Source organism: Candidatus Sericytochromatia bacterium (assembly GCA_035285325.1).
Lineage (GTDB): Bacteria > Cyanobacteriota > Sericytochromatia > S15B-MN24 > JAQBPE01 > JAYKJB01.
On record JAYKJB010000090.1, the window covers coordinates 1 to 25,292 of the forward strand.

General features: G+C 69.8%; 23 protein-coding genes. 11 read left to right on the top strand and 12 right to left on the bottom strand.

Annotated features, from left to right (window positions below; all coding sequences use genetic code 11):
• The 3 genes from VKP62_11885 to VKP62_11895 form a co-directional block, all read left to right on the top strand.
• Window positions 1-1,650 (top strand): alpha/beta hydrolase-fold protein (locus tag VKP62_11885; protein MEB3197892.1); only part of this gene is annotated, 1,650 nt, incomplete at its 5' end.
• A gap of 3 nt (window positions 1,651-1,653) precedes the next feature.
• A complete protein-coding gene (locus VKP62_11890) occupies window positions 1,654-2,298 on the top strand; it encodes a hypothetical protein (GenBank protein ID MEB3197893.1) in 645 nt (214 codons plus the stop codon).
• 112 nt (window positions 2,299-2,410) lie between these two features.
• Complete coding sequence (locus VKP62_11895) at window positions 2,411-3,397, top strand: DUF4351 domain-containing protein (protein MEB3197894.1); 987 nt, start codon at window positions 2,411-2,413, stop codon at window positions 3,395-3,397.
• Between the two features lie 20 nt (window positions 3,398-3,417).
• Here VKP62_11895 and VKP62_11900 read toward each other — a convergent pair whose 3' ends face one another.
• The 4 genes from VKP62_11900 to VKP62_11915 are packed head-to-tail and all read right to left on the bottom strand — an operon-like array spanning window position 3,418 to window position 7,877.
• Window positions 3,418-4,704, bottom strand: a complete 1,287-nt coding sequence (locus VKP62_11900) for a TolC family protein (GenBank protein ID MEB3197895.1) — start codon at window positions 4,702-4,704, stop codon at window positions 3,418-3,420.
• Window positions 4,704-5,936 (bottom strand): ABC transporter permease, encoded by a 1,233-nt coding sequence (locus tag VKP62_11905; GenBank protein MEB3197896.1) that lies wholly within the window; start codon window positions 5,934-5,936, stop codon window positions 4,704-4,706. The genes VKP62_11900 and VKP62_11905 overlap by 1 nt, the downstream gene beginning before the upstream one ends.
• Window positions 5,933-6,655, bottom strand: a complete 723-nt coding sequence (locus VKP62_11910) for an ABC transporter ATP-binding protein (GenBank protein ID MEB3197897.1) — start codon at window positions 6,653-6,655, stop codon at window positions 5,933-5,935. Before VKP62_11910 ends, VKP62_11905 begins: the two co-directional genes overlap by 4 nt.
• Before the next feature lie 7 nt (window positions 6,656-6,662).
• On the bottom strand, window positions 6,663-7,877 hold the full coding sequence (locus tag VKP62_11915) for an efflux RND transporter periplasmic adaptor subunit (protein MEB3197898.1): 1,215 nt from the start codon (window positions 7,875-7,877) through the stop codon (window positions 6,663-6,665).
• A gap of 271 nt (window positions 7,878-8,148) precedes the next feature.
• On the opposite strand from VKP62_11915, the gene VKP62_11920 reads away from it, so the two are divergent.
• Together VKP62_11920 and VKP62_11925 are read left to right on the top strand one after the other, a co-directional pair.
• Window positions 8,149-9,189 carry a zinc-dependent alcohol dehydrogenase family protein gene (locus VKP62_11920; protein ID MEB3197899.1) on the top strand — a complete coding sequence of 347 codons (1,041 nt, stop codon included), beginning with the start codon at window positions 8,149-8,151 and terminating at the stop codon, window positions 9,187-9,189.
• Between the two features lie 16 nt (window positions 9,190-9,205).
• Window positions 9,206-9,880 carry an alpha/beta hydrolase-fold protein gene (locus VKP62_11925; GenBank protein MEB3197900.1) on the top strand — a complete coding sequence of 225 codons (675 nt, stop codon included), beginning with the start codon at window positions 9,206-9,208 and terminating at the stop codon, window positions 9,878-9,880.
• Window positions 9,881-9,986: 106 nt separating this feature from the next.
• Here VKP62_11925 and VKP62_11930 read toward each other — a convergent pair whose 3' ends face one another.
• Window positions 9,987-11,366: an alpha-amylase family glycosyl hydrolase gene (locus VKP62_11930; protein MEB3197901.1), complete on the bottom strand. Its 1,380-nt coding sequence runs from the start codon at window positions 11,364-11,366 to the stop codon at window positions 9,987-9,989.
• Between the two features lie 193 nt (window positions 11,367-11,559).
• On the bottom strand, window positions 11,560-11,976 hold the full coding sequence (locus VKP62_11935) for a hypothetical protein (protein ID MEB3197902.1): 417 nt from the start codon (window positions 11,974-11,976) through the stop codon (window positions 11,560-11,562).
• A gap of 294 nt (window positions 11,977-12,270) precedes the next feature.
• On the opposite strand from VKP62_11935, the gene VKP62_11940 reads away from it, so the two are divergent.
• Window positions 12,271-14,169: a hypothetical protein gene (locus tag VKP62_11940; GenBank protein ID MEB3197903.1), complete on the top strand. Its 1,899-nt coding sequence runs from the start codon at window positions 12,271-12,273 to the stop codon at window positions 14,167-14,169.
• 61 nt (window positions 14,170-14,230) lie between these two features.
• Here VKP62_11940 and VKP62_11945 read toward each other — a convergent pair whose 3' ends face one another.
• Window positions 14,231-15,037: a class III extradiol ring-cleavage dioxygenase gene (locus VKP62_11945; protein MEB3197904.1), complete on the bottom strand. Its 807-nt coding sequence runs from the start codon at window positions 15,035-15,037 to the stop codon at window positions 14,231-14,233.
• Window positions 15,038-15,170: 133 nt separating this feature from the next.
• Here VKP62_11945 and VKP62_11950 point away from each other — a divergent pair, with 133 nt between their 5' ends.
• The gene (locus tag VKP62_11950) at window positions 15,171-15,794 is read left to right on the top strand and encodes a YdeI/OmpD-associated family protein (protein MEB3197905.1); all 624 of its coding nucleotides are present in this window, start codon (window positions 15,171-15,173) and stop codon (window positions 15,792-15,794) included.
• A 27-nt stretch (window positions 15,795-15,821) separates the two neighbouring features.
• Here the strand turns inward: VKP62_11950 and VKP62_11955 are convergent, their stop codons facing one another.
• Together VKP62_11955 and VKP62_11960 are read right to left on the bottom strand one after the other, a co-directional pair.
• Window positions 15,822-17,501 (bottom strand): carboxypeptidase-like regulatory domain-containing protein, encoded by a 1,680-nt coding sequence (locus VKP62_11955; GenBank protein ID MEB3197906.1) that lies wholly within the window; start codon window positions 17,499-17,501, stop codon window positions 15,822-15,824.
• Window positions 17,502-17,740: 239 nt separating this feature from the next.
• Window positions 17,741-18,271: a hypothetical protein gene (locus VKP62_11960; GenBank protein MEB3197907.1), complete on the bottom strand. Its 531-nt coding sequence runs from the start codon at window positions 18,269-18,271 to the stop codon at window positions 17,741-17,743.
• A gap of 816 nt (window positions 18,272-19,087) precedes the next feature.
• Here VKP62_11960 and VKP62_11965 point away from each other — a divergent pair.
• From VKP62_11965 to VKP62_11975, 3 genes are all read left to right on the top strand, one after another.
• Entirely contained in the window at window positions 19,088-20,086 is a 999-nt protein-coding gene (locus VKP62_11965) for an alpha/beta hydrolase-fold protein (protein MEB3197908.1), read from the top strand.
• 170 nt (window positions 20,087-20,256) lie between these two features.
• A complete protein-coding gene (locus tag VKP62_11970) occupies window positions 20,257-21,012 on the top strand; it encodes a hypothetical protein (GenBank protein MEB3197909.1) in 756 nt (251 codons plus the stop codon).
• Between the two features lie 12 nt (window positions 21,013-21,024).
• Window positions 21,025-22,125: a radical SAM protein gene (locus VKP62_11975; protein ID MEB3197910.1), complete on the top strand. Its 1,101-nt coding sequence runs from the start codon at window positions 21,025-21,027 to the stop codon at window positions 22,123-22,125.
• A gap of 36 nt (window positions 22,126-22,161) precedes the next feature.
• Here the strand turns inward: VKP62_11975 and VKP62_11980 are convergent, their stop codons facing one another.
• Window positions 22,162-23,190: a hypothetical protein gene (locus VKP62_11980; protein MEB3197911.1), complete on the bottom strand. Its 1,029-nt coding sequence runs from the start codon at window positions 23,188-23,190 to the stop codon at window positions 22,162-22,164.
• Window positions 23,187-23,468, bottom strand: coding sequence for a hypothetical protein (locus tag VKP62_11985; GenBank protein MEB3197912.1), 282 nt, complete (start codon window positions 23,466-23,468; stop codon window positions 23,187-23,189). The genes VKP62_11980 and VKP62_11985 overlap by 4 nt, the downstream gene beginning before the upstream one ends.
• Here VKP62_11985 and VKP62_11990 point away from each other — a divergent pair.
• Entirely contained in the window at window positions 23,462-24,637 is a 1,176-nt protein-coding gene (locus VKP62_11990; GenBank protein MEB3197913.1) for a glycosyltransferase family 4 protein, read from the top strand. The two genes, VKP62_11985 and VKP62_11990, sit on opposite strands and share 7 nt — an antisense overlap.
• On the opposite strand, the gene VKP62_11995 is transcribed toward VKP62_11990, so the two are convergent.
• Window positions 24,586-25,292 (bottom strand): glycosyltransferase family 4 protein (locus tag VKP62_11995; GenBank protein ID MEB3197914.1); only part of this gene is annotated, 707 nt, incomplete at its 5' end. The genes VKP62_11990 and VKP62_11995 overlap by 52 nt on opposite strands.

The following is a 25,292-nucleotide window of genomic DNA, read 5'->3' on the forward strand; positions in this document are numbered from 1 at the left end:
CCGTCGCCCTCGCTTGCGCCCCGTGTGGTCCTGAGCGGAACCGTCGAGGTGCCGGCGGAGGACAGCGCGGCTTACCGACTCGCGGCCGCCGATACCGAGGCGCCCGTCAGGTTGCGTCCCGCCGGCAATGTACGCGTGTTCCTGGCGGACGGCGCAGGGGCTGCGTTGCCCGGCATTGCGGAGGAGCGAACCGATGCGCAAGGCCGCTACACCTTCCAGAAGGTGCCGCCTGGCTACAGCTACATGGTCGTCGCTGAAACGCCGCAGGCAAGCGGAAAAACGGCTCAGTTCCGCACCCTGGTCAAGGTGACGGACCTGGGCGCCAGCGCGGCCATCGACCCCGCCACCACCATGGTGACCTCGGCCGTGCTCGAAGGCTTGCCCGGCGGCGACATGGGGGAATTGAACCCGGCGCGCTTCCAGACGTTGCGGACGCGGGTGGCGGGGGCCTTGCGCGCGGGCAAGCTGCCGGACTTCAGCAACCCGGTGCAGGTGCGAGAGAGCTTGCGCCAACTGGTTCAGCAGAACCAAGAAATCTTGAGCACGCTGAGCCAGATGCAGCAGGAGCTGCGGGCGGTAACACAGAAAATGGACGCCTTGCAGGCCGAGCTCGCGCGCGAGGCATCGGCCACGCCCACAACCGCGATCGCCACCCCCACGGGGGCGATCGCCACGCCGACGTCCGCCCCCGCGTCACCGGCCACGCCGAATGCGACAGCTGCGCCGAAGGGAAGCGACACCCCTGCCATCAGCAGTCCCCTGCCGTCGCCTTCCAAAAATCCGGGCCAGTCGCCTGTCGTGGTGCCCAAAGCCGACGACTTCCTGTGGGAACGCCCCCCGGTCACGGCCGCGGGCGTCACCTATCGCACCTTCAACAGTGCGACGGTGGGTGGAAAGGTCAGCTACCACATCTACACCCCGCCGACCTACCAGACCGAAACGACCAGACGCTTTCCGGTGCTGTACTGGCTGCACGGCACGGGAGGCGGCGATGCAGGCCTGGCGCCCTTCACCAAGATCGTCGACGATGCCATCAAGGCCAGAAAGATTCCACCGATGCTGGTGGTTTACCCCAACGGGCTGCCCCGCAGCCAATGGGTGAACAGCTTCGATGGGGCCCGCAAGGTGGAGACCATGGTGATTCAGGACCTGATTCCTGAGATCGACCGGCAGTTCCGCACCAAGGCCGAGCGAGCGGGGCGCGTGATCGAAGGCTTCAGCATGGGCGGCTACGGCGCGGGCCGGCTGGGCTTCAAGTACCAACAGCTGTTTGCCGGCATCTCGATGTTCGCGGGTGGCCCCCTGGACCTGGAATTCGAGGGAGCCCGGGCCGATACGGATCCGGAGGCCCGTGCCTTTCTGATGACCTATGTTTTCGGCAGCATGGACTATTACGTGGCCGTCAGTCCCTGGCGTCTGGCGGAGGCGAATGCGGCGAGTTTGAAGACCTTTGGTCCCATCCGAGTCGTCGTGGGCGATGCCGACCAGAGCTACCAGAAGAACGTCGCCTTCCACGACCTGCTCACAAGCCTTGGCATCCCCCACGAGTACAGGATGGTTCCGCAAGCCTCGCACGAAATACCGAAGCTGGTCGCGGGACTGGGCGACAACCACTGGGCCTTCTACCGTAAATTGTTTGGAGCGCCCTGATGAATGAAGCCGCCTGCCTCCGTGTGCCCGTCCACGCTGGCCGTCAGCAGCGTGACGAAAGCCCTCACGCGTGACGTCGTGCATCAAGGCTTGCCTGCTCGAGCGGGCCGACACGGAACCCCTCGGCGGACCTGGCGCATCGGCCTCCTCAGCGTGGGGGCCTGGCTCTTTCTCGCCACGCCTCTGGTAGCGGAGGCCGGGAAACTCATGAATCCAGCGGTCGAGGCGCGTCTGCCTGGGATCACCCTCCAGTTGCCGCCGGGCTTCGCCCTGGCGTCGGACTCCGAGGAATCGATTCCGTCGGCGATTCCAGGTGGCGAACCGGCAGTGGAGCGCTTTCGGCGTTACGCGAACGCCACGGGTGGCGCCATTCACCTGTTCCACTTCCAAGGTCCCCCCCTCCGCGACCGGGGGCCAATGGCCTATGCGGAGACCTGGCAGCTGCAGGTGGCGGGTCAGACGGTGAGCGCCGGCCGCACCTCGCATTTCTTCGGTCGACCACAGGAGGTGCTGGTGGCGCACCTGCAGCACCCTGCCACCAAGCAAGCACGTTACATGCTGTACACCACCGGCCTGGACCGAGGGACCTTCGATCGCATGCTGCAGGGCCTGAAGTTCGAGCCGCCGAGAGCGTTGCCATCCCCCTAGCCACGTCTCCGCCTGACCGAGTGAGACGCCCCGAAACCAGGCCCCCACATACAACCCCTGAACAGGCGGTGATTCGCGCACGCAGAGCAAGGCTCGGGGCGATGCATGCCCCATGCCTCCTTCCCTCCACCACGAAGCGCTGCTTGCCCTGCTGCGAGATGCACCCGAACTCATCACCGCTCACATCCGGGCCCTCGACGACAGCGTGCGGGCCGATGGTCCCGTGCGCGTGGTGGATTCGACGCTCACGGCCCCACTTCCTGCCGAACGGCGCGCCGACATGGTGTTGATTTCGGGGCCAGAGCAAGCCCCAGACCTCGCCATCGTGGTCGAGGTCCAGTTGCGTGTGGACCTGCGCAAGCGCAAGAGCTGGCCGACCTACGTCGCGGCGCTCCACGCCCGCCACGACTGTCCTGTTGCGCTCGTCGTCGTCACGCCAGACGCCCACGTCGCCCGCTGGGCCTCCCTCCCCATCCCGCTAGGACCGGGCGGCAGCCAGGTTGTTCCGCTGGTGCTGGGCCCTGAGGGTGACGTGGAGGCGCCCGGCGCTGAGGCGCACGCCGCTGTTTTACGGGCCCTGGTGACCTGCCGAGGTCCGGACGATCGGCCGATGCTGACAGCGGCTCTCGCTGCCCTGGAGGCGTTGCCTGAGGACCTTCGCGTCGGCTACCATGAGATGCTGCTGCTGGCTCTGGCTTCGCCGTTGTCCCTGACCCCCGAGGTAAAAATGGCCCTGAATGACATTTCCGGCTGGATCGAACTCGCGAAGAAGCGCATCGAGAAGGAGGGGCTTGAACGCGGGATGGCGCGTGGGATGGAGCAAGGGCTCGAGCAGGGGCTTCAACAGGGGCTTCAACAGGGGCTTCAACAAGGCCGCAAGCAAGAGGTTCTGCGCGTCGTGACGCTTCAACTCGGACGCCGCACGGGGCTGCCTGGCCCCGAGGGGCTCCAGCAATTGGAGGCGCTGAGCATCGAGGAACTGGAAACCCTCTGCGGAGACCTGCTGGATTTCGGGAGGCCTGAAGACTTGACCAATTGGCTGGCAGCGAGACCCTCCGGTGGCAGCGCGAGCACGACCGACCAACGGCCACCCGCGTGAGCCGTTCGGCGGCGATCGCCTCACTCCCGCCCAAGCGCCCGTAGCAGCGCCGCCCGGGCCGTCGCCAGGTTGAAGCGCTCCTGAATCCCTTGCGCCCGGGCGCTGGCGTGGGCCAGCTGCGCATCGCCGAGTTCCAAAATCGAGCCGAGGCCCGCCGCGTAGCGTCCCTCGGCCAGCTGGAGCTGACGCCAGGCCGCCTGGGTGGCCGCATCGGCGGCCTGGGTGGCCGCCCGCGCGGTGGCCACGCGCAGTTGCGCTTGCCCGACCGCCAGCCGCACCTGCTGCCGCAAGCCTTCGGCTTCAGCCCGAACAGCCTCCAAGCTGGCCCGCGACGCCTCGGCCTGAGCCTCACGCTGACCACTGGTGTAGAGGGGCCAGCTCAATCCCACGCCGAGATTCCAGAAGTTGTTGGGGGTGCCGACAGGCGAGCCGTTGGTCCCCGCCCCGGCGCTGGCCCGCAGGCCAGGTAGGGTGGCACGCTCGGCGGCCTCCAAGGTCAGCAACTGGGCCTGCACGCGGGCCTCGAGGGCGGCCACGTCGGGACGATTGGCCAGTGCCTCGGCCACCAGCGCCGCCAGCGGGTGCTCTTCACCCGCCACGGGGGGCATCGAGGCCGGCGCGAGCCTGAAACCATCGGCCGGCGGCCGCCCCATGGCCTGGGCCAGCTGGGCTCGGGCCAGCTGCAGGCCACTGTCGGCATTGATCAGGTCCAGGCGCGCCCGGGCCAGATCGCGCGTGGCTTGCGCGAGTTCGATCGGGGCCCTGGATCCCACCTCCACCAGACTGCGCACGCGCCCCTCCTGCCGCTGCCGGTTGGCGACGGTGTCGCGTGCCACGCCGAGCAGCGCCTCGCTGGCCTGCGCCGCGAAATAAGCGGTGCGCACCTGCAGCACCACCTCCTGCTCCGTGCCGCGCACGTTCCGGGCCTGCGCCTCGGCCTGACTGGCGGAGGCCTGCGCCCGACGCCACCCCTGGCCAAAGTCGAAGAGCAGCTGGTCCGCGGAAAGGCCCGCCGCATAGGTACCCAGGTTCGTGACGGGCACGCCCACCTGGTTCACGTTTTGCCGGGCCGGGCCAAGCTGGTAGCTGGTGGCGAGCGAGAGTTGCGGCCCCAGCACGCCCTCGGCCTGGCGAACCCCTGCCCGAGCACCCGCCAGGTCAGCCCGGGCCCGCGCCAGTTGCGGCTGATGGGACAATGCCAGCGAAACCGCCTGCTCCAGCGTCAAGGTCGGGGCAGCAGGCGCGGCGAGCACCGCCACGGGAGCCAGCAGGGCCCCGGCCAGGGACAAGGCTATCACGATGCGCATCACTCGAACCTCAGGGCGTCGATCGGTTTCAGGCGAGCGGCCTTCAGGGCAGGGTAAAGCCCGAAGGCCACCCCGACCACCGCCGCGAAGGCGACCGCCAGCACCGCCACCCCCGGCGAAAAGGTAACGGGCCAGCCGAACTGGCTGCCGAGCGTCTTGCCGACCCCATAGCCGGTGCCCAGGCCCACCAGCCCACCAATGGCCGACAGCACCACCGCCTCGATCAGGAACTGCTGCAGGATGTGCGCCGGGCGGGCCCCAAGCGCCATCCGGAGGCCGATCTCGCGCGTTCGCTCCGTCACGGAGACCAGCATGATGTTCATGATGCCGATGCCGCCGACCAGCAGGCTGACGGCCGCGATGCTGGCCAGCAGCAGAGTGAAGGTCCGTGACCCCTCCTGGCTGGCGGCCGCGTACTCGGACAGGTTCCGGATCGTGAAGTCGTCTTCCTCGCCCGGCGGCAACCGGTGCCGATCGCGCAGCAGGGCCGTGACCGCCGCCTCGGTGCGCGCCATCTCGGACGCGGAACGCGCCTGCACCAGCACGCTGCCCCCGACGAAACGGCCCGATCCACCCTGGATCCGCGTCAGGAAGGTGGTGTAGGGCACGACCACGACATCGTCCTGGTCCTGTCCGATGGCCGACTGCCCTTTGCGCGCCAGCAGGCCCACCACCCGAAACGGCACGTTGCGAATCATGACGATCTGCCCGACCGGGTCATAGCCGGCTCCGAACAGCGCATCCGCCACCACCGCGCCCACCACCGCCACCGCCGCGCGTCCCTCGACCTCCGCGTCGGTGAAAAAGGCGCCCGACTGGATGCGCCAGTTGCGAATGGGAAAGAAGGCCTCGTTGGCCCCCGTGATGGTCGTGGCCCAGTTTTGCCCCTGGCAGACCACCTGAGCCCCCGCCCGCAACTGGGGCGAGGTGGCGGCCACGGCGGGAATGTCGCGTTTCAAGGCCCGGACATCGTCCCAGGTCAGCGTCGAGGCTGAGCCGGCCGCCCCGCGCACGCCGGAACCGGATGACGACGATCCGGGCACGAGCACCATCAGGTTCGAGCCCATGGTCGCGAACTGGGCCTGAACCTGGGCCTTGGCGCCCTCCCCGATGGCCACCATCGCGATCACGGCTCCGACGCCGATGATCACGCCCAGCACCGTCAGGAAGGAGCGCAGCTTGTTGCGCAACAGCGCCTTGAGGGCGATGCGGACGGTCTGCCACAGCGTCATGCCGCGCCTCCCGCCTGGCCCAGTTCCCGCGGCGCCTGGCGCTCATCCGAGAAGACGCGGCCATCGCGCATCACGATCACCCGACCGGCGCAGGCCGCGATGTCGGCCTCGTGCGTCACCATCACCAGCGTGATGCCGTTGCGCCAGAGCGCCTGGAACAGCGCCATGATCTCGACCGAAGTGCGCGAATCGAGCGCCCCGGTGGGCTCGTCGGCCACGATCAGGCGCGGACGAGTGACCAGCGCCCGGGCGATCGCCACCCGCTGCTGCTGCCCACCTGAGAGTTGATTGGGGTGGTGATGGGCCCGAGATGCCAGGCCGACGCGGTCGAGCGCTTCCAGCGCCCGCGTGCGTCGTTCCCGGGCAGGCACCCCCGCGTACACCAGCGGCAATTCGACGTTCTCGAGGGCGGACGTGCGCGGCAGCAGGTTGAAGCTCTGAAACACGAAGCCCAGGGCCTGGTTGCGCAGGTCCGCCAGGGCGGCGGCGTCGAGTCGGGAGACGTCCCGTCCGGCCAGCTCGTAACGGCCCGCATCCGGCTGGTCCAGGCAACCGATCACGTTCATCAAGGTGCTCTTGCCGGACCCGGAAGCCCCCATGACCGCGACGAACTCTCCCTCGGCGATCGTCAGCGACACATCGTCGAGAGCCCGCACCACGGAATCACCCGCCCCGTAGGCGCGTCGGAGGTTGCTCAGTTGCAAGAGTGGAGCGGCCATGGACGCGTCAGAACCTCATGCGAGGCCCGCCGGAGCGCGCTCGGCCCGCCCCGCCTCCGGCGGCTCCGTCGCCCGCGGCTTCCGTCACCACCGCGTCGCCCGCCTGCAAATCCCCGCTCACGATCTCGGTCTGGCTGCCGTCCGTGATGCCCGTCTGGACCGGTACGGCAACGGGCTCCCCGCCACGCAGCACCCAGACGCGGCGGCGGGTGGGGTCTTCCGAGAGCTTCTGGCGGCGCGGCCTGACGCCCCCTTCACCACGCTCCTCGCCGGCCGGAGAGAAGCGCAGGGCCGCGTTCGGCACACGCAGGGCCTCTTTCTGCGCGGCCCAGGTGAAGGCCACATTGGCCGTCATGCCGGGCCGCAGCTTGAAGGCCGCGTTGTCGACGTCGATCACGGCATCGTAGGTGACGACGTTCTGCTCCGTTCGCGCCGCATTGCGAAGCTGGCGCACCTTGCCCAAGAAAGGCTCGCCGGGATAGGCCGCCACCGTGAACTCGGCGGGCATGCCGGCGCGGATCTTGCCGACATCGGCTTCCGAGATGGCGGCCAGCACCTGGGCCTTGCGCAGGTCCTGGGCAATCTGAAACAGCGTCGGGGCCTGCAGCGAGGCCGCCACCGTCTGTCCGACGTCGACGGAGCGGGCAATCACCGTGCCGTCGATCGGCGAGGCAATCGTCGTGTAGGCCAGGTTGAGCCGCGCCTGGGCCGCCTGCGCCCCAGCCTGCGACACCTGGGCCCGCGCGGCCTCCACCTGGGCCCGCGTCACGTCCGCGCTGGCCTGGGCCGCGTCGAGGTCGGCCCGGGCGATCAGGCGGCGCCCCCACAGGGTCTCAGAGCGCGCCAGCTGTCGAGCGGCCTGCTCCGCGTCGATGCGGGCCCGCGCCAGCGCGCTGCGGGCCGACACCTCGGACGCTTCGGCCCTTGCCAGTTCCGCTTCGAAGAGGCGCGGGTCGAGCCGGGCCAGGGTCTGCCCCTTGCGCACGGTGTCATTGAAGTCGACATACAGATTCGCGATGCGGCCGGACACCTGGCTGCCCACCTGCACCGTGACCAGCGCCGAGACGGTGCCGGCGGCCGACACCTTGGCCTCGATGGGGCCTCGTTCGGCGATCGCCGTGGTGTACGAAGGCCGCGGCGCGCCACCCGCCTGCGTCCACCAGAGCCCGACCGCTCCCCCCACCGTCAGGCACACGGCCCCGATCCACATCCAACGCGCCACGACGTCCCTCTGCCCGATCGGGCCTTGCTGCTTCCTCCCCATTCGACCCCGAGGCGCCGGTGGTGTCAAACGACGGAGGCGCCAGGCGGCCCCCCAAGAGAGCTGGTTAATCCGCCGCTCAAGGCTGATGACACCGGGTGGCCGCGCCAGGCAGGCCCGCGAGGCCCGAACCTCACGGCCATACGCAATTTTCCAAGCACTGACGCCCGGATGGGATTGTGCTAGGGTGGCGTCTGTCGTCGCCCGTCACTCAACGCTGAGGAGGCCTCTCGTGCGCGCTGCCGTTCTCCACGGTCCTATGGACCTCCGCATCGAGGAAGTGCCGGATGCCACCCTGAAGGCCCCGACGGACGTGCTGCTGCGCGTCACCCACGCCTGCATCTGCGGCAGCGACCTTTGGCCCTACCGCCACGGCGGCCGCCCGGCGGGCTCGCGCATGGGACACGAACTGCTCGGCCGCGTCGAGGCGGTCGGCAGCGAGGTGCGACACTTCGCGGTGGGCGACTGGGCGATCGCCCCGTTCACCTATTCCGACGGCACCTGCGACTTCTGCCACGACGGCCTGACCACCTCATGCCGTCACGGCGGCTTCTGGGGCGGACTCGAGCAGGATGGTGGTCAGGGCGAAGCCGTGCGCGTGCCGCTGGCCGATGGCACGCTGCTCAAGCTGCCCCCCGAGGTGGTGCACGACGACGCGCTGTTGCGCGCCTTGCTGCCGCTGACGGATGTGATGGGCACCGGTCATCACGCCGCGCGCATGGCCGGCGTGGGGCCCGGGTCCACGGTGGCCGTCGTGGGCGATGGCGCGGTCGGGCTGTGCGGGGTGCTGGCGGCCCGGCGCCTCGGGGCGGAGCGCATCATCATGCTGGGGCGCAACCCGGAGCGGCTGGCGATCGCCCGTCGGTTCGGCGCGACGGACGAGGTCACGGTGCGCGGTGAGGACGCCGCGCAGGCCGTCCAGGAACTGACCAACGGGGGCGCTCGCCACGTGCTGGAATGCGTGGGCACCAGCGAATCGATGCGCACGGCGATCGGCGCGGCCCGCCCCGGCGGCACCGTCGGCTACGTCGGCGTCCCGCACGGGGAGGCCCCTGGCTTGCTGGGCCTGTTCAGCGCGAACATCGGCCTGCGCGGGGGCATTGCCCCGGTGCGGGCCTACATGCCCGAACTGCTCGCGGACGTGCTGGCCGGCCAGCTCGACCCGGGGCCCGTGCTCGACATGGTGGTCGACCTGGCCGGGGTGCCGGAGGGCTACCGCGCGATGGACGAGCGGCGCGCGATCAAGGTGCTGGTGCAGGTCTCGGCGGGATAAAGGCGAGGAGTCGCGCGTGCAGCTGGAACTGAGCGGTCTGAAAACCCTGGTGATGGCGGAACAGGCGCCGCCCGATGCCCCACTGCTGGTGGCCATGCACGGCATCGGGGCGGACGAGGGCGACCTGGTGCCGCTCTACGCCCCCTGGGCCACCCGCGCCGTGCTGGTCTTCCCGCGCGCCCCTCACCCCTACCCACCCGGGCACGCCTGGTATGCACTGCACCGCCCGGGTCACCCGGTGGCGGACTCCTTTCGTGCGACCCAGCAGCGTCTGAGCGAGTGGCTCGCGGCGCTGCGCGCCCTGCCCGGCATGGCGACGCGCCCGGTCTACCTCTCGGGCTTCAGCCAGGGCGCTTTCGTGGCGCTGTCCTACGGGCTTCACCACCCGCAGGAGGTGGCCGGCGTGCTGGCCTTCAGCGGCCTGTTGCCGCGCGGCTTGCCGGCAGACTGGCCCTCCCCACCGCCCGAAGCCCGCGCGCTGCCGGTCTTCCTGACGCTCGGGATGCTGGATCCACTCTTCCCGACGGCCTGGCTGGAGGAGAGCGTGGCCCAGTTGCGCGCCTGGGGCCTGAACCCGACCGTCGTGCCGCACCCGGGCGGCCACGAGATCCCGCCTCTGGCCCAGGCCGCCGCCCAGGCCTGGCTCGCGGGACGCCTGGCCGTGAGCCCGGAAGCGCCCGTCAGGTCTTAGCCTGCTTGCAACGCACCCCATCGCGCAGTTCGCGAGCGGCCCCCTGAAGCCGAGGTCAAGCCGCCGTTACCTCAATACCCACCACGTTGCGCTGCTCGCGACTGAATCAGCCCACCCGCGCCGGCTCGAAGACCAGCACGCGCCCCCAGGTGGGATAGAGCGTCGCGGCTGCCGGGCGATCGCGACGCACCGGGAAGCGCTCGCCCGGATTCAGCAGGTCGACCCAGTGCCCCTCGTGCCCGTCCAGCGGCTCCAACGTCAGGGTCACCGGGCGCTCCGAGGCATTGACGGCCACGCGGGCCGCGGACGTCCCGTAACGGCGCTCGAAGACCAGTTGTTCGGGCGTCGCAGCCAGTGACCGGTAATCGCCCCGTCGCAACGCCGGGACCTGACCGCGCAGGCGGGTCAGGCGGGCGATCGCCCGGGCCAGCTCGTGGTTCTGCCGCGCATCCCCCGCCTGGGGCGGCTGCAGCGCCGGTCGCAGCGGGGCATCCGTGTGCTTGCCCTTCTTGCCGGGCAACGCCCACTCGCTGCCGTAGTAGACCGACGGCACCCCCGGCATCGTGAACAGCAGCACGTGCAGAGGAAACAGGTGGGCCGGGCGTTTCAGCAGACTGGCGATGCGGTCGACGTCGTGGTTGTCGGCAAAGCTGTAGAGGGGCAAGCCCCGATAGACCCCGCTCGGCCCGAACTGGCGCTCCAGCGCGTGCGCGATCCGGCCGTAATCGCGGGCGTTGTGGGCCTTGTGCAGGCCATCGTAGGCCTCGTAGTTGGTGGTCGCATCGAGCGCCTGCGGGTTGGCCCACTGGCTGTAGTCGCCATGCACCACCTCGCCCATCAGCCAGAAGTCGGGCCGCAGGGCCTTGCAATGGGCCGCCAGGTCGCGCAGGAAGTCGAGGTCCATCACGTCCGCCGCATCGAGCCGCAGGCCGTCGATGTCGAAGGTCCGGATCCAGAACGTCACGGCCTCGAACAGGTGGTCGCGCACGGCCGGCTGCGTCAGGTCGAGCTTGACCAGGTCATGATGCCCCGCCCAGGTATCGTAATCGAAGGCGTCGCCGGCCGGGTTGCCGCGATCGAAGCGCAGCCCCTTGAACCAGGGGGCGAAGGCCGAGCGCGCGCCGTGGGCCTGCAGGTCGCGGAAGGCCGCGTGGCCTCGCCCGACGTGGTTGAGCACGGCATCCAGCAGCACCCGGAAGCCGGCCGCGTGCAGCTCGCGCACCAGCTCAGCCAGCGCCGCGTTGTCGCCGAGCCGCCGGTCGACCCGGAAGTAATCGATGGTGTCGTAGCCGTGCGTGCTCGACTCGAACAGCGGGCCCAGGTAGAGCGTGTTCACACCCAGCGCCTGCCAGTGCGGAATCCAGTCGCGCAGCTGAACCAGGCGATTCACCGGGGCCCGGCGCAGATCCTGTCGGGGCGGGGCCCCCAGGGCACCGAGGGGGTAGAGGTGATAGACGATGGCGTCGTGGGCCCAATCGGCGGACATGGTGGCCTCCGCGAAAAGCCGGCCAGGACCGGCGATCGCATCGGGAAGCCAGCTTCGGCACTGAGCCTCGCACCCGGATGCGGGATACTCCGACCGCGCCATCGCGACCGCTTAATCTGATGATAACATTTCCCGAGCCAAGGCTGAAGGGGGGCGGAGGAGGGCGGCGGCCCGTTTGTTCCGGGCCGGGGACTCAGCGGCGATCGCCCTTCAGCGCAGCCTCCGCAGCCGCGGCGGCGCAGGTACCGGCCCAGCTCAGCCGATCGGCCACCCATTCGAGCTGGGTGATCGCGGCCGCATGGTCGACCGCGCCCTCGCACAGCGCCTCGCGGGCCGAGACCAGGCCCTCCCGGGCATTGTAGAGCGCACTGACGGCGTCATAGCCGAGGCGCTCCGGATCGCGCCACGCCGAGAGCGCCTGCTCGGCGCTGAGCCAGCTGCCGGCCGGGGCCGTGGCATCCGGAGACAACGGCTCGGCGGCCCCCCAGGGGCTGGGGACCCCACGGCCGAGCGCCTGCATGGCCTGGTTGATGGCCTCCAGGGTCTCGGGCGTCCAGGGGGCGGCCAGGGCGGCCGCGATGGCCTCCAGGGTCTCGTCAGGGCTGGGCAAGGGGAACCTCCGGGCTATCTTACGCCTTCACTGATGTGTCGACCAAGCTGACAGCGCATCGCGCGAAAAGAACAGCCACGCGCGCTGTATGGGCAGCGGATGTCGCACGTCATCGCGCCCAACACCAGCCAGGAGACAGTTTACACGGAGGCCACTCAGCCATTGCAAGCCCCAGCTCCGTGACGAAGGAGGCCGGGCCTGCTGGTGAGGCCCACCCTCCGTCCGGAAGCGACAAGAGCGCCTGCGACCTGGTATCGTTCTGGCAAGCCGATCAGCAACCTCGGAGGTGGTCGCATGTCGTCCTTCAAGCTTGAAACCCGACAGGCCCTGGTGACGCTGGCCCTCTCGCTGGGTTTCGTCAGCTGCGCCCCCGCGCCGACGACCACCCCGCCAACTGCCCCGGCGCCCACGCCGAGCGAACTCTCCGCAGCGCCGCCGCCCCTTGCGGCCAGCCCCTCGAGCAGCGGAATGGCCTCGCCGTCCCTTTCTCCCGCCCCGACCCAGACCACCCGCGTGCGTGTTCAGGGTTACGTGACGCGCCAGGGGCAGCGGGTCGCCGGGGCGGCTCTGAGCGCCTACGACCTCGCCACGGGCCAGTCGCTGCCACTCCGTCACGGCGAGACCCCCGCCCACGATGCGGTGGCCACCGGCAGCCTGCGGGCCGACGCCGAGGGCAACTTCGATTTGCTGCTCACGCCCCTGCGGCCGGAGGGCGTGGTCAAGCTGGTGGCCCGGGCCGAGGACCACACCTGGGTCGCCCTGCTGGCTTCACCTTCGTCCCCGGCTGACCGTGGCCTCAACCGCTACCGGCTGCGTCAGGCCGCCACCCCGGCGCCGCCCCTCCAGCTGGTGCTGAGCCCGGCCTCCACCGCGGCAGCCATGGCCTTCGACGGCCTGCTGAAACTGCGCCTGGCCGGGCCTCCCCCGCTCGGCGCCGCCGGGCTGACGGCCCTGCTCGGACTGGTCGAGCAGGCCCAGCGGGAAATCGACCAGGCGCTGGCCCGGCGTGCCCCGCTCGCCCCTGCCCTGCTGACCGGCCTGAGTGACCAGGGCGAACTGACCGACCCGCAGCCGCTGCGCGCCGCGCTGGCCCAGCTGGGCAGCTTCGACGGCTTGAGTCGCCGGCTGCGAGACGAGCTGGCCCGCCTGAGCGAGGCGCCGATCGCCCTGGCGACGGGGCTCGCCCCGATCACGGCCGCGGACTTCCCGCTCGACCCGCCCGACATCGACGCCGATGGAACGCTCCGCTTCGGCCTGCTGCCCCGGGCGATCGCCCTGCAGGGCCCCGCCGGCGCCTGGGTGCCCACGCTTCGCAGCGGCGGTTCCCGTGCATCCACCCCCAGGCCGACGCGCCCCTCGCGCTTCCAGCTGGTCGATATGAACCGGGCCGCCACCTCCCCCCCAGAAGTCTCACGCTGGTACGCCGAGGCCTACGACAACCGCTACATGCTACTCGCCTACTCGACGGAATTGCGCGTGTTCGATACCTGGACCGGCACCCTGCGCGCGACCCCGGTCGCGACGTCTGATGTGGGCAATGGTTTCTACGGGGTGACGCGCGAACCCGGCAGCTCAGCGGTGCTGTTGGCGGACGTCACCACGTTGCAGCGTGGCAGTCCGGTCGATGCGGACCTGAACGCCTTCACCTGGCAGCCCTATGCCACGCCCGGTATGGTCATTGGCGGAATGCGTCGCTTCGGCGCCGACCTCTACCTGGCCACCCAGCGGGGGGCGGGCAGTGTCACCCCGTGGCCCCCCAACCTGGTGCGCCTGACGGCTGGCCCAGCCACCCAGGCCGTCGTGGTGGGCCCCGCCTCCAGCGAGCGCTTGCCCGGCGCGTCAAACACCTACGATCTGGCCCTCGACACGCGCCCGGGGCAGTCCGGCCTCTGGGTGCTGGCGCAAGTGAATCAAGGCTTGCAATCCATCTGGCGGGTCGAAACCGCCAATGTCCCGACTTCCACCATCCTGTTGGCGAACATCCCCAACGGGCGCTCGATGTTCTACGACCGCGAACGCCACCGGCTCTACCTGACCTTCGGCCAACTCGGCGCCAGCACCACCGTCTGGGCGATCGACCCGGATTCAGGGGCAACCTCCGAACTGAGCTGGGACAACGGCCCCGCGGTGCGGCCGGTCGGCGGTCTGGCGCTCTCCCCGGATGGCGACGTGCTCTACGGCTTCATGCGCTGAACAAGCGCGCTGCGCGGAGCGCCCTGAAGCGGGCGGGCGGCCAACGGCGGCCGGCGCCGGCTCAGGCCGCCCCGAAGCGAAAGCTGGAGACGGTCACGCCCCCGAAAAACGCCTCCTCGTGGTACACCACGTGGGCGTCTTCCGTCTCGGCCGCGCCCAGGGCGACCATGAGCGGCAGCAGATGGTCTTCCTGCGGATGACAGAGGCGGGCATCCGGCGCCTGGGCCCAGTGCAACACGCGCGAGCTGCGCACGGCAGGCGGCTGGGCCAGCGTGTCCTGCAACCAGGCATCGAAACGCGCGGAGGGCTGCCGCGCCGCAGGCCCCATCAAGCGCAGGTTGTGGTAGCTCAGGCCACTGCCCACGATCACCACGCCCTCCGCGCGCAGGGGCGCCAAGGCCCGCCCCGCCGCCAGATGCAGCCCCGGGTCGTAGCTGTCGAGCAGCGACATCTGCACCACCGGCACGTCAGCCTGCGGATACATCGCCACCAGGGGCGTGAAAGTGCCATGGTCGAAGCCGCGCTCCGCGTCCTCGCGCACGGGCAGGCCGGCCGCGGCGAGCAAGGCGATCGCCTGCCGGGCCAGCGCGGGCTCGCCGGGCGCCGGATAGACCACCTCGTAGGTGTGCGCGGGAAACCCCACGTAATCGTAGACCATGCCGGGCCGGGCCGCCGTCTGCAGCGTGAAGGCAGGCGCTTCCCAGTGCCCCGTCACGACCAGCACGGCCCGCGGGGTCGGGCCGATTTCGCGGGCGATCGCCTCCAGCGACGCCTCCAGGCGATCGAACATGCCACCCGATGCCGCCTTCATGTACGGCCACGGGCCGCCTCCGTGGGAGATGAAGTACGTGGGCAGACGGTGGGACATGGGCGGCCTCCAATCAACTTGTTCTACATAGAACAATATACCCGAATTTTGGCGACCACCGGCTAAACGGCGAAACCGCTATGATGAGATCTCCCTCCCACGTCCGAGGTCTCCCACGAGGTCGAACCGTCCGATGCTCCCCGACACCGTCGATGCTTATCTGCAGGAGGGCTGCGGGCGCTGCGACCTTCATCGCACACCAGCCTGCAAGGTCCACCGCTGGACGGACTGCCTGGCGGCGTTACGGCAGTTGCTGCTGGAAGCGGGGCTACAGGAGACAGTCAAATGGGGCTCCCCCTGCTACACGCTGGACGGCAAGAACGTTGCGATGTTGGGTGCCCTGAAGGACAGGTGCACCCTGCAGTTCTTCAAGGGGGCAGCCCTCCGTGATCCGGCGGGCTTGCTCACCAGCCCGGGGCCCAACTCTCGACACGCGCGGGGCTTTTACTACCGCTCGCTGGACGAGGTGCGGCGCGGGTTGGCACAGGCCCGGCCTTACATCGACCAGGCGATCGCCCTGGAACGGGCCGGGGTGGTGATCGCCCCGCCCAGCGAAAGTGAGCCCCTGCCGGAGGAACTGGCCGAGCGGCTGGTGGCCGACCCGGAACTGGCGGCCGCCTTCGCGGCGCTCACGCCGGGCCGGCGACGCAGCCACATCCTGCACATTGCCGGCGCCAAACAGGCCGCGACCCGCCACCAGCGGGTCGCCCGCTGCATCCCGCTGATTCAGGCCGGCCGAGGCGTCAACGAACGCTGACGCCTCAGGCGAGCCTCATCGCGGCGGTCAGCCGGCCACCCCGATGGTCGCCGTGGACTTGGCACCTGGCTTGTAAAGTGGATCGATGATCGCCCCGGTGCCGCCGTTGCCCCCCGGCCGGTACAGCGGGTCGATGATCGCCCCAGTGCCGCCGTTGCCCCCCGGTCGGTACAGCGGGTCCACGATCCCCTCGTTGCCCCTGCCCGTGATAACGGCCGGCAGGTTCATCGAGTTGGGGGCCACCAGGTTGCCGCTGACATTGACGCCGCTTATCGTGGAGTGAGGCAGGCTGGACGAGCCGTCGCTGCCCATGGGAATCGTCGGCGAGATGGGACGGATCGTCGGGGGGGCGTTCGCGACCGTGATCACGGAGAGGGGCACCGACCCCAACTGCACGACGAAACGGCCACCTGACTGCAGCACGCGGTAGGGTTTCCCGGCCGAGGTATCGAGCGAGAACCCTGGGGAGTTGTCCACCGTCACCGGAATGATGACGGGGGTGTAACCGCCCAAGGCAATCGTCAAGTTGTATTCGCCCGGCAGGATGCGATCCAGCGTGAAAGCGCCCTTGGCATCCGAGAACTGGCTCTCGGTCACGGGAGGATCGAGCTGCGCCACGGCCCCGTCGAGTGGCTTGCCCGCCTCATCCGTCACGCTGCCACTGACCTTGCCGAAATAGGTCACCGTGCTGACCAGTTTCGTCACGCCGAGTTCTTGGGGCGCGGCTGCCGTGACCGTCGCGCTGCGCCGGGGCGGCAGCTGGTAGAAAGGGCGGTAGACCTGCACCGAGTAGTCACCCGGCGGCAGGTTGAGAATCTCGTAGCGCCCCTGGTCATCGGTCATGGCCGTGAAGTTGTCCAGCCCGGTGTCCGCGCTGGCGATCGCCTTGCGGTCCTTCGGATAGACCGACACCGTCGCGCCCAGAATCGCCCTTCCATCGCTGCTCTGGACCGTGCCCGTGAGCCCGGTCGGCGTGGCCACCTCGCGCTCCAACACGACGGGCGCCTCGAGCAGGGCGGGCCGCCCGGCCCTGACCGCCACCCCCTTCACCATCTGGCGCTTGTAGCCCGGCTTGGCCACCACCACGTTCCAGGTACCTTCGGCCACGTTGGTGAGCGCGAAGCGCCCCTTCTCCCCGGCCTTGCCGACCACGGACGTGCCGCCCGTGAGGAACACGTCGGCCCCCTCGGGGGTGTCCCCCGGCTTGGGCTCCTTCAGTTCGATCAGGCCCTGAATCGAGCCGGTGCGGCGCGTGACCAGACTGGCCGCATCCACGATCGGCGGGTCCTGCGCCAGGGGAACGGAAATGGGAGTGGGGGAGACCACCTTGGTCACGCCGCCCCGGCCGTCCGGGACGATCGCCTCCAGCAGGTAGTCCGAGCCGCCCGGCACCTCCAGGGAATAGCTTCCGTCGGGCTTGACCGGGGCTTCCTTGGTGCCACCATCGCCGCGCGCGATCACGCGTCCCGAGGGCGCCGAGACCTGTTGGAGGGCATAGTTGCGGCTGCCAGCGGCAATCAGTTCAGCCGTATCAATCTTGACCACACCGCGAATCACGCCCATGCCGGCCGCCGGGCGATTGGCTGCTTCAGCCCCCGCCAGCGCGGCGTTCGCGTTCACAGGCGTCTGCCCCTGCAGCGGTTGGCAGGCCGCGAGCGACAAGGCGAGGGTCAGGGCAAGGCCGTATCGGGTTCCCAGCTGCTTCAAGGTCTCTCTCCTATGCACCACGTGAGCGATGGCGTGGTCTGGCACGCCTGCTGGTACTCTACCCCACACGCGTGAGATATCGAGACTCAGAGGCTGACCGTTGCGATGAAGCGCGCGCCAGCCCAAGCGACATGCCACGCAGGCGGTCATAGAAGGGCCTGGGTAAAGGGTCTGAACCCGGAGCAAAGGCGGCCCGCGAAGAACGCGGGCCGCCAGGAACAGCTCAGGTTGGAGGGAGCTCAGCGGGTGGGTTTCAGGGTGTAGTTCTGACCGTGGTCCGAATCCCAGCGCAGGTTGCCGTAGCGGTCCGACGAGTTGAACGCCAACGTGATGGCGGTGGGCTCATCCTCGCGGGAGGCCAGTTGGAGCGGCACATCGGCCGAAAAATAGGTGGCTTTCTCATCGCGGCGGGCCTGCGTCAGCGGCACGTTCTTGAACTCGAGTTCGCCCCGCGTGGTGGCCACCTTCACATAGGCATTGAGGGTACTCTTGCCCGAGAAATACCCGGTGCGATCGGCGTAGATCAGCTTCAGGTGACCGCTCGGACCGCTTTTCGCCCCTACTTCGGGGGCGTTCAGCGTCATCGAAGTGGTCACCATGTTCCCGGTGCCGGTACCGGTCATGTCGAGCCAGAGGTAGCTCCCCTTGATCCGCGCCCGTGCCTGCAGGGCGGCATCGGAACGCAGCGGGGCCGTGGGATTCGCCGTCTGGGTCCCGCAAGCCGTCAGGGTCAGGGCTGCCAGGAAGAGGGCGGAGAGACGATGGAACATCGGAAATACCAGTTGCCTTTCTCACGATGACGAAGGTCATCGGGGGTTAGATTCTCAAAAATGAGGAATGTCCGAGCCGGCAGCCCCGCCAGATGGGGGGAAGCGGCTCGTTCAAGGGGGGCTCAGGAGCACGTGCCCCGTTGCCATCCGAGCCTCAGGGCTTGCCTGAGGCCCTGCGGTCAGCGGCCAGTTGCGGGAACAGGGTCCCGTCATAGAAGGCTTGCAGGCGTCGGCGACTGAGCGCCGGCTGCCGCCTTCGCATTCACTTCGCTCCCCGAGCTGTCGCGCGGAAGCGCCATCGGCGCACCGACGGGGGACTGCCCGCAGGCGGCCAGCATCACGGTAACGGTCAGGAACGCGCCAACGGCAAAGACGCGGGATTGAAACATCAGGCACTCACTTTCGACAGGGGTCATTCCCTTGTCCCGTTCGCTGATTCCGGGCTGGTTCCAGACAGAGGCAAACAGGTAAAGGATAATTTAATCCTGTGGAAAGAATCGGGAAAGTTTCGATGAAAGCAATCATTCCAACCGGCAGGGCGGCCCGATTTCGTCAGCCGCCGGGACGCCGAGAGGCCAAACGGAGGCTGGGGTGAGGTGCCTGAAGTCCGGCGGAGCGGCGGGCTCCCGCCGGAGGGGCTTGGACGCCCTCCGCGCGGAATGAGGGAGCGGGAGGGCCGCAGCACGGGCGAGAAGCTTCAACAGAAGTTAACCTGGGGAGCCACCAGCGGAAGGTTCACGGAAGGTGGGCGACGCACAACAGACTCACAAGCGCGGCGAACCTGGTCCCCCAAGACGCGCGGTGGAGGAGAGAACCATGCGGAACCTGAAGCAAACGGCGATCGCCCTGGCAACCCTGCTGAACACCACGGCCTGCGGCATCACCCCGACGGCGACCCTGATGACCCTGCCGACCAGCGCGGGCGACCACAGCTACACGCTCCAGGCGGCCGCCGCCGGCCAGGGCAAGACCTCGGGCGCCAATCGCTGGATGACCCAGCCCGCCCAGGGCGTGCGCACCCAGTTCCGCACCTTTTACAGCCAGGCGGCGCGCAGCGAGGTCAGCTACCACCTCTATGTGCCGGCGGCCTACGAGCAGCAACGACGCCAGCGCTTCCCGGTGCTGTACTGGCTGCACGGCACGGGCGCCGGCACGAGCGCCATCCCCTTCCTCACCGAGCAGATCGACCAGGCCATCCGGGCGGGCAAGCTGCCGCCGATGCTGGTGGTCTTCCCGAATGGCCAGGACATCAGCATGTGGAGCAACTCGAAGGACGGCAAGACGCCGATGGAAACCGTGGTGGTCAAGGAACTGGTGCCCCACCTCGACAGGACCTTTCGCACCCAGGCCCAGCGTGAAGGACGCCTGCTCGAAGGCATGAGCATGGGCGGCTACGGCGCGGCCCGGCTCGGGTTCGAGCATTCCCAGACCTTCGGGGCCATCTCGATGCTGGGGGCCGGTCCGCTCGACCTGGCCTTCCAGGGTCCCAAGGCGGAGGCCAACCCCGCCCTGCGGGAAGGCGTGCTGAGCGTCACCTTCGGCAACGACATGGCCTATTACCAGAAGCTCAGCCCCTGGCGCACGGCCGAACGGCAAGCGCGCCACCTGCGCGGACGGCTCAAGCTGCGGATGCTGATCGGGGAGCGGGACTTCACCCTGGCCGACAACGAGGCCTTCCGGCAGCATCTGAGCAAGCTGGGCCTGCGGCACGAATACCGCACCGTCCCGGGCGTGGGCCACAAGCTGGAAGGGCTGGTCACGGCGCTCGGCGATGAGTACTGGACCTTCTTCCGCAACGCGCTGAACGCCCGCTAGGCGCCCACGCGCTCCCTGAGCGGCCCGCGGCTGAATGGCCTCGGGCCGCTGTGGCTGGGGCCGCTCGCCCTTGCGGCGGCTTGGTTGGGAGGCAGCCGTGCCCGAGGGGCCACGGCACGGCACAAGCCCTGCCCATCGACGAGAGCCAGGTCGTGGGGTACAAGGGCACCATGACACCCGCCGAAATTCCCCCGCTGGAGGTGAAGGCCGCGCCTGCCGTTGCGCAGGTGAAGCTGGCCCATTACTTCAAACGCCACCAGCAGGCGCAACTGGCCGTCACCCGGCGCCAACGCAAGCAGACGCTGCTGGTTGCCGCGCTGACCGCCGCGCTCATTCCGCTGTGGCCGTTTCTGGGCTGGTGGTTTCAGGAGTCTTCCCTCACTCTGGTTTGCATCCCCACGCTCTTCGTCTCAGCCCTGGCCTTCGGGCTGGCGCCGAAGGTGGATCCCGCGGCGGCCCAAAAGCGTCCGACGACCCAACGTTTGCTGCAACAACTGCTGTCCGACTTCGCCGTCAGTGCCCCGCTCACGCTCGCAGTCGACGCCCGCGATGCGAGCGAGGCCTGCGAGCCCGAGCGCACCACCGAGAGCCCCTACAGCGGCCGCATCAAGAACTACTATCGCCACCCCTGGTTGGCGTTGAAGGGCCAGCTGGCGGACGGAAGCCTGCTGGGCTTGAGCCTGACCGAACGGCGCAAGGTCAAGGCCGGCATGACCTTGTGGATGAACATCCAGGTGCGGGGCAAATTTCGCGTGCCGGGCGACCAGCCCCTGCCCGACCTGCCTCACGGCACCAAGGCTTTCTGCGTGTGCGACGTACACGCCCGGAACGAGGTGCTGTTCTGGGGGGTGGTGGATTCCGAAGAGCAGCTCGAGACCGAACTGAGGGCCCTGGCACAGCTGTGGCACGCAGCGCGGCCCGCCTGAGCGAGGCCGCGCATGTACGCCCTGGAAAGTCTGGACGCCGCCGCCCTGCGCACCGCCGTGGCGACGGGCGCCCCCCACGTCCCCCTGCGCGTGAAGATCAAGCTGATCTGGGCTTGCAACCTGAAATGCCCGTTCTGCAGCCAGTGGCGCGCCCTGGGGCAACCACCTCCGCGGCCCGGCCGCCTCGACGAGGCCCGGCTGACGGCCCTGCTCGACGACCTGGTGGCACTGGGCTGTCGGCGGATCCATTTTTCGGGCGGAGAACCCCTGCTCAAACCGGACCTGGCGCGCTGGGTGAGCGAGGTGGTGCAGCGCGGCATGGTCTGCTCGCTGACCAGCAACGGCACGCTCTGGACCCCTGAGAAGGCCGAAGCCCTGATCGCAGCCGGGCTGTCGACCGTGACCTTCTCGCTCGACTCGCACCTGCAGACGGTTCACGACCGCATGCGCGGCCAGCCGCTCTGGCAGGCGACCATCCAGGGCATCCGCACGGCGCGGCGAACGGCCCGGGCGCTGGGGCGGCCGCTGAAGATTCGCACCAACACGGTGGTGGCCCGGCTGAATTACCGGGCCCTGGCCGACCTGCCAGACTTCCTGCATGACCTGGGCGTGCGGCGCATGAGCCTGCTGCCCGTCGATGATCAGCGCACCCACGGCACGCCCCCGCTGCGCCTGGAAATCCCCGAGATTACCGAGTGGAACCGGGAGGTGGCCCCGCGCCTGGCGGAACGCGCCCTGCGGCACGGTCTGATGCGCGAGGAGGCGCAGGCCTACCCGTTCGGCCGGGAGGAGGCGGCGATCGCCCTGGCGGCTTCCGGGGAGCACGCCCGCGGCTTTTACCAGGACCACCGCTGCTTCGCCCCCTGGCTGCACGCGGTGGTGGCCGCTGACGGCAAGGTTTACGGCTGCTGCCAGATGAAAGGCGAGGGTCGCGTGCTCGGCGACCTGACGGAAGACAGCTTCCGCGCGATCTGGACCGGCGAAACCTACACCGGCTTCCGGCGGGCCCTGGCGCAGGCGCGCCCGCCCGTCTGCCGGCGCTGCGACGACTTCCTGCCGGAAAACGCCGAAATCGAGGCGCGCCTGGCAGCTGCTCAGGCGCCTGCCACCTGAGGGCTCAGGCGTTCTCGACGCGCCGGGCGTCGCCGCTCAGGCCAGGCGTTCCAGCAGCTTGAGGGCCAGTTGTCGCGCACCGTCGGTCTCCTGGGCGGGCAAGGGAGTCGGCCGCGGGGCGGCCAGGGCGGCTTGCAAGGCCGCTTCCCAGCGGGCCACGTCCCAGTGGGCCTCCGCGCGGAAGGGGAGGGGCGTGGCGAGCGGCTCCTCCTCGCTGGCCTCGGGCGCCAGACGGGCCGCCTGGTCATCGTGGCTGCGTCGGAAGGCCAGCTGGAGGGCACGCACGCCGAAGGCCGCCGCCTCGGCGGTGGTGTGGTAGCCCCCGCCCGAGACCAGCAGATCCACGGCGGGGAAGAGCTCGGCCGCCGGCCAGGGATGCACCAGGCGGTCGTCCAGCAGCCAGCCACCGAGCGGCAAGGGGGTGGCCAGGCGCAGGTCGTGGGGCTGGGTCAGGCGCGCGCTGGCGGCGCGCAGCGATTCGAACAGCGCCACCACCTCCCCCGGATCACCGGCGTGCAGGGCCATCACCAATGGCCGGTCCGCGACCGGAGACAGGCCCAGGCGGCGCCGCGCGTCCGCGGACGAGAGCGCCTCCCCGGGGCGTCGCGTCAGCACCCAGCCAATCGGCTCGGCCCCGGGCCAGGGCGAGTGGGGCAGCGGCACGAAGACCTGATGATACAGCGGCCAGGCTGGCGAGCTGGCCGGGTCCCCGCCGCCGGGGCGCGCCAGCAGGTAGCGCTGCGGCACCCGCGCCAGCCAATCCGCGGCGAGTTCCCCGTGCAGACCATCCGGGAAGGTGTCCACCACCAGACATTGTGGGGCCAGCGCGTCGAGCAAGGCCCGGATGGCGGTCGCCACCGCACCGGGCGGCAAGGCCTGGGCTTCGTGCGCGCCGGGCAGGCGCAGGCAGGGCAGCCCTTCCGCCATGGCCAGGTGGGCGTAGGCCGAACTGGTCAGCAGCAAGGGAGCGTCCGCGCCCAGTTTCGGACGCAACCAGCGCAGCACCGCCAGGGCCCGCTGCAGGTGGCCGAGCCCGCCCCCCAGGGCATACCAGACCAGCTTCACGTCAGGTCGGACCAGGCGTTCACAGGATCCTGCGCATCCTCGACCTCGAAGGCCGCCAGCACGTCCGGGTCAAAGGCCAGGTCGGGCGGCAGGGTGACCAGCGAGGCGGGTTCTTCCCGGCCGTCCGCACAGGCCGCGCAGGCCTGCTTGCCTCGGCGATGATCCGCGCAGACAGGTTTCCCACACGTCCCGCAACGGCCGACCGAATCAGCGCCACAGCGCCGGGGTACGAGCATGCCGACGACGTGGGCACAAGCTTCCGGAGAATCGGATGACACCTGAGACGGGCTCCTTGCAACGGGTGGCCATGCTGGTGCCGCGCTGGCCACCAGACCCGGGCGGCGTGGCCGGCGCGGCGGCGCGCCTGAGCCGGAACCTCGCCCCGCACATGTCCTTGAGGGTGATCATACCCGATCCCCGCCTGCCCGTGGGTCAGGTGCAAATTGGCCAGGAAGGGGCGATCGCCCTGTGGCGATTCGGGGCTGCGACCTGGCTCGAACGCCAACGGGGGTTCGCGGCCTGTCTGTTGGCCAGCGACGATTTCAACCTGATCCACGCGGTCTATCCCAGCGAAACCGGTCTACCCGCCACCCGCGTGGCACGCAAGCGCGGGGTTCCCTGCCTGCTGGCCGCGCGCGGCAACGATCTCGACCGCGATGCCGATCGCCCCGAACGAGGGCCGGCCCTGCGCGAGGCGCTGGGCCTGGCGGATGCCGTGGTCGGCGTCAGTCACGCCCTGACGGCCAAGGCGCACCAGCTGGGCGCCAGCGGACAGCTGGTCACGATTCCCAACGGCGTCTCCCCTTCCCGCTTCCGTCCCTTCCCGCGTGACCCGGCGCTGGCCGCGCGGCTCGGTCTGCCGGGCGAACAGGCTTTCCCGCTGATTGCCTTCATCGGTGAAGCCCGCCCCAAGAAGGGCCTCGACGTCATGCTGACGGCTTTCCAGCGGTTGCGCCGGTACCATCCAACCGCCTGCCTTTGGCTGATGGGCGGCCTCCGCGAGGACGGGCAGGCGACCTGGGAGGCCTTCCGCGCGGCGCATCCGGCGGACGCGCAGGCCGTGCGAATCGACCCGGGCTACCACCCCGACGACCTGCCCCCGCTGATGGCCCTGGCGGACCTGGCCTGGCTGCCGGCCCACCAGGACGGCCTGCCGAACGGCTTGCTGGAGGCCATGGCCTGCGGCCTCCCGAGCGTGGCGAGTGCGGTGGGCGGTATCCCCGACGCGCTGGCCCACGGGCCGCTCGCAGACCTGCTGATTCCCCCTGGCGATGCCGAGGCCCTCGTCACGACCACGCGGGCCCTGCTCCAGGACCCGGCGCGCCGGCAGGCGTTGGCCCAAGCCGGACGCCAACGGGTGATCGAGGCGTTCTCACCGGAGGCCGAGTGCGCGGCCTATCGAGACCTGTATTCCAGCTTGCTGGCGCAGACCCCCAGGTCGGCGTAGATCCGGCGCCAGGCCGCGTGGACGTGGGACCAGTCCCAGTGGGCGGCGATCGCCCTGGCCCCCGCCCCGAGCCGGGCCCGCAGCGCGGCGTCGTCCAGCAACTGGCGCAGCGCGCGCGACCAAGCCGCCGGGTCATCCGGCGGCACCAGCCAGGCCGTCTCGCCGTGGCGGAACAGGGCTTCCACCGGCGGCACCGCGCTGGCCAGAATCGGCTTGCCCGCGGCCGCGTATTCCAGCAACTTGAGCGGGCAGCAGCCCTGTATCAGGTTGCGCGCGCTGCCATCCAGCGGCGCCACGCACAGGCGCGCCCGCGCCAGCAGGGCGGGCACGTCCGCCGGCGCCACCGGCGCTGAAATCAACAGGCGGCCGGCGACCCCCAGCTGAGCGGCCCGCGTGCGCAGGCGCGCAGCCCAGCCGCGTCCCGCGGGCCCCACCACGCGCAGGCGCACGGCGGGTGGCAGGTCGGCCAGGGCCACGAGCAAGGTATCCAGCCCTTGCCAGGGCGCCAGCGTGCCGAGGTAAAGCAGCTCTGGCCCCTCGTCGTCATCGGCCCTTGGCGGATAGTCCGCCAGCGTCACGCCGTTCGGCACCACCTCGACGCGCTTCGCCTCGGCGCCGAGATCGACCAGACAGCGAGCCGTCACCGGACTGACGG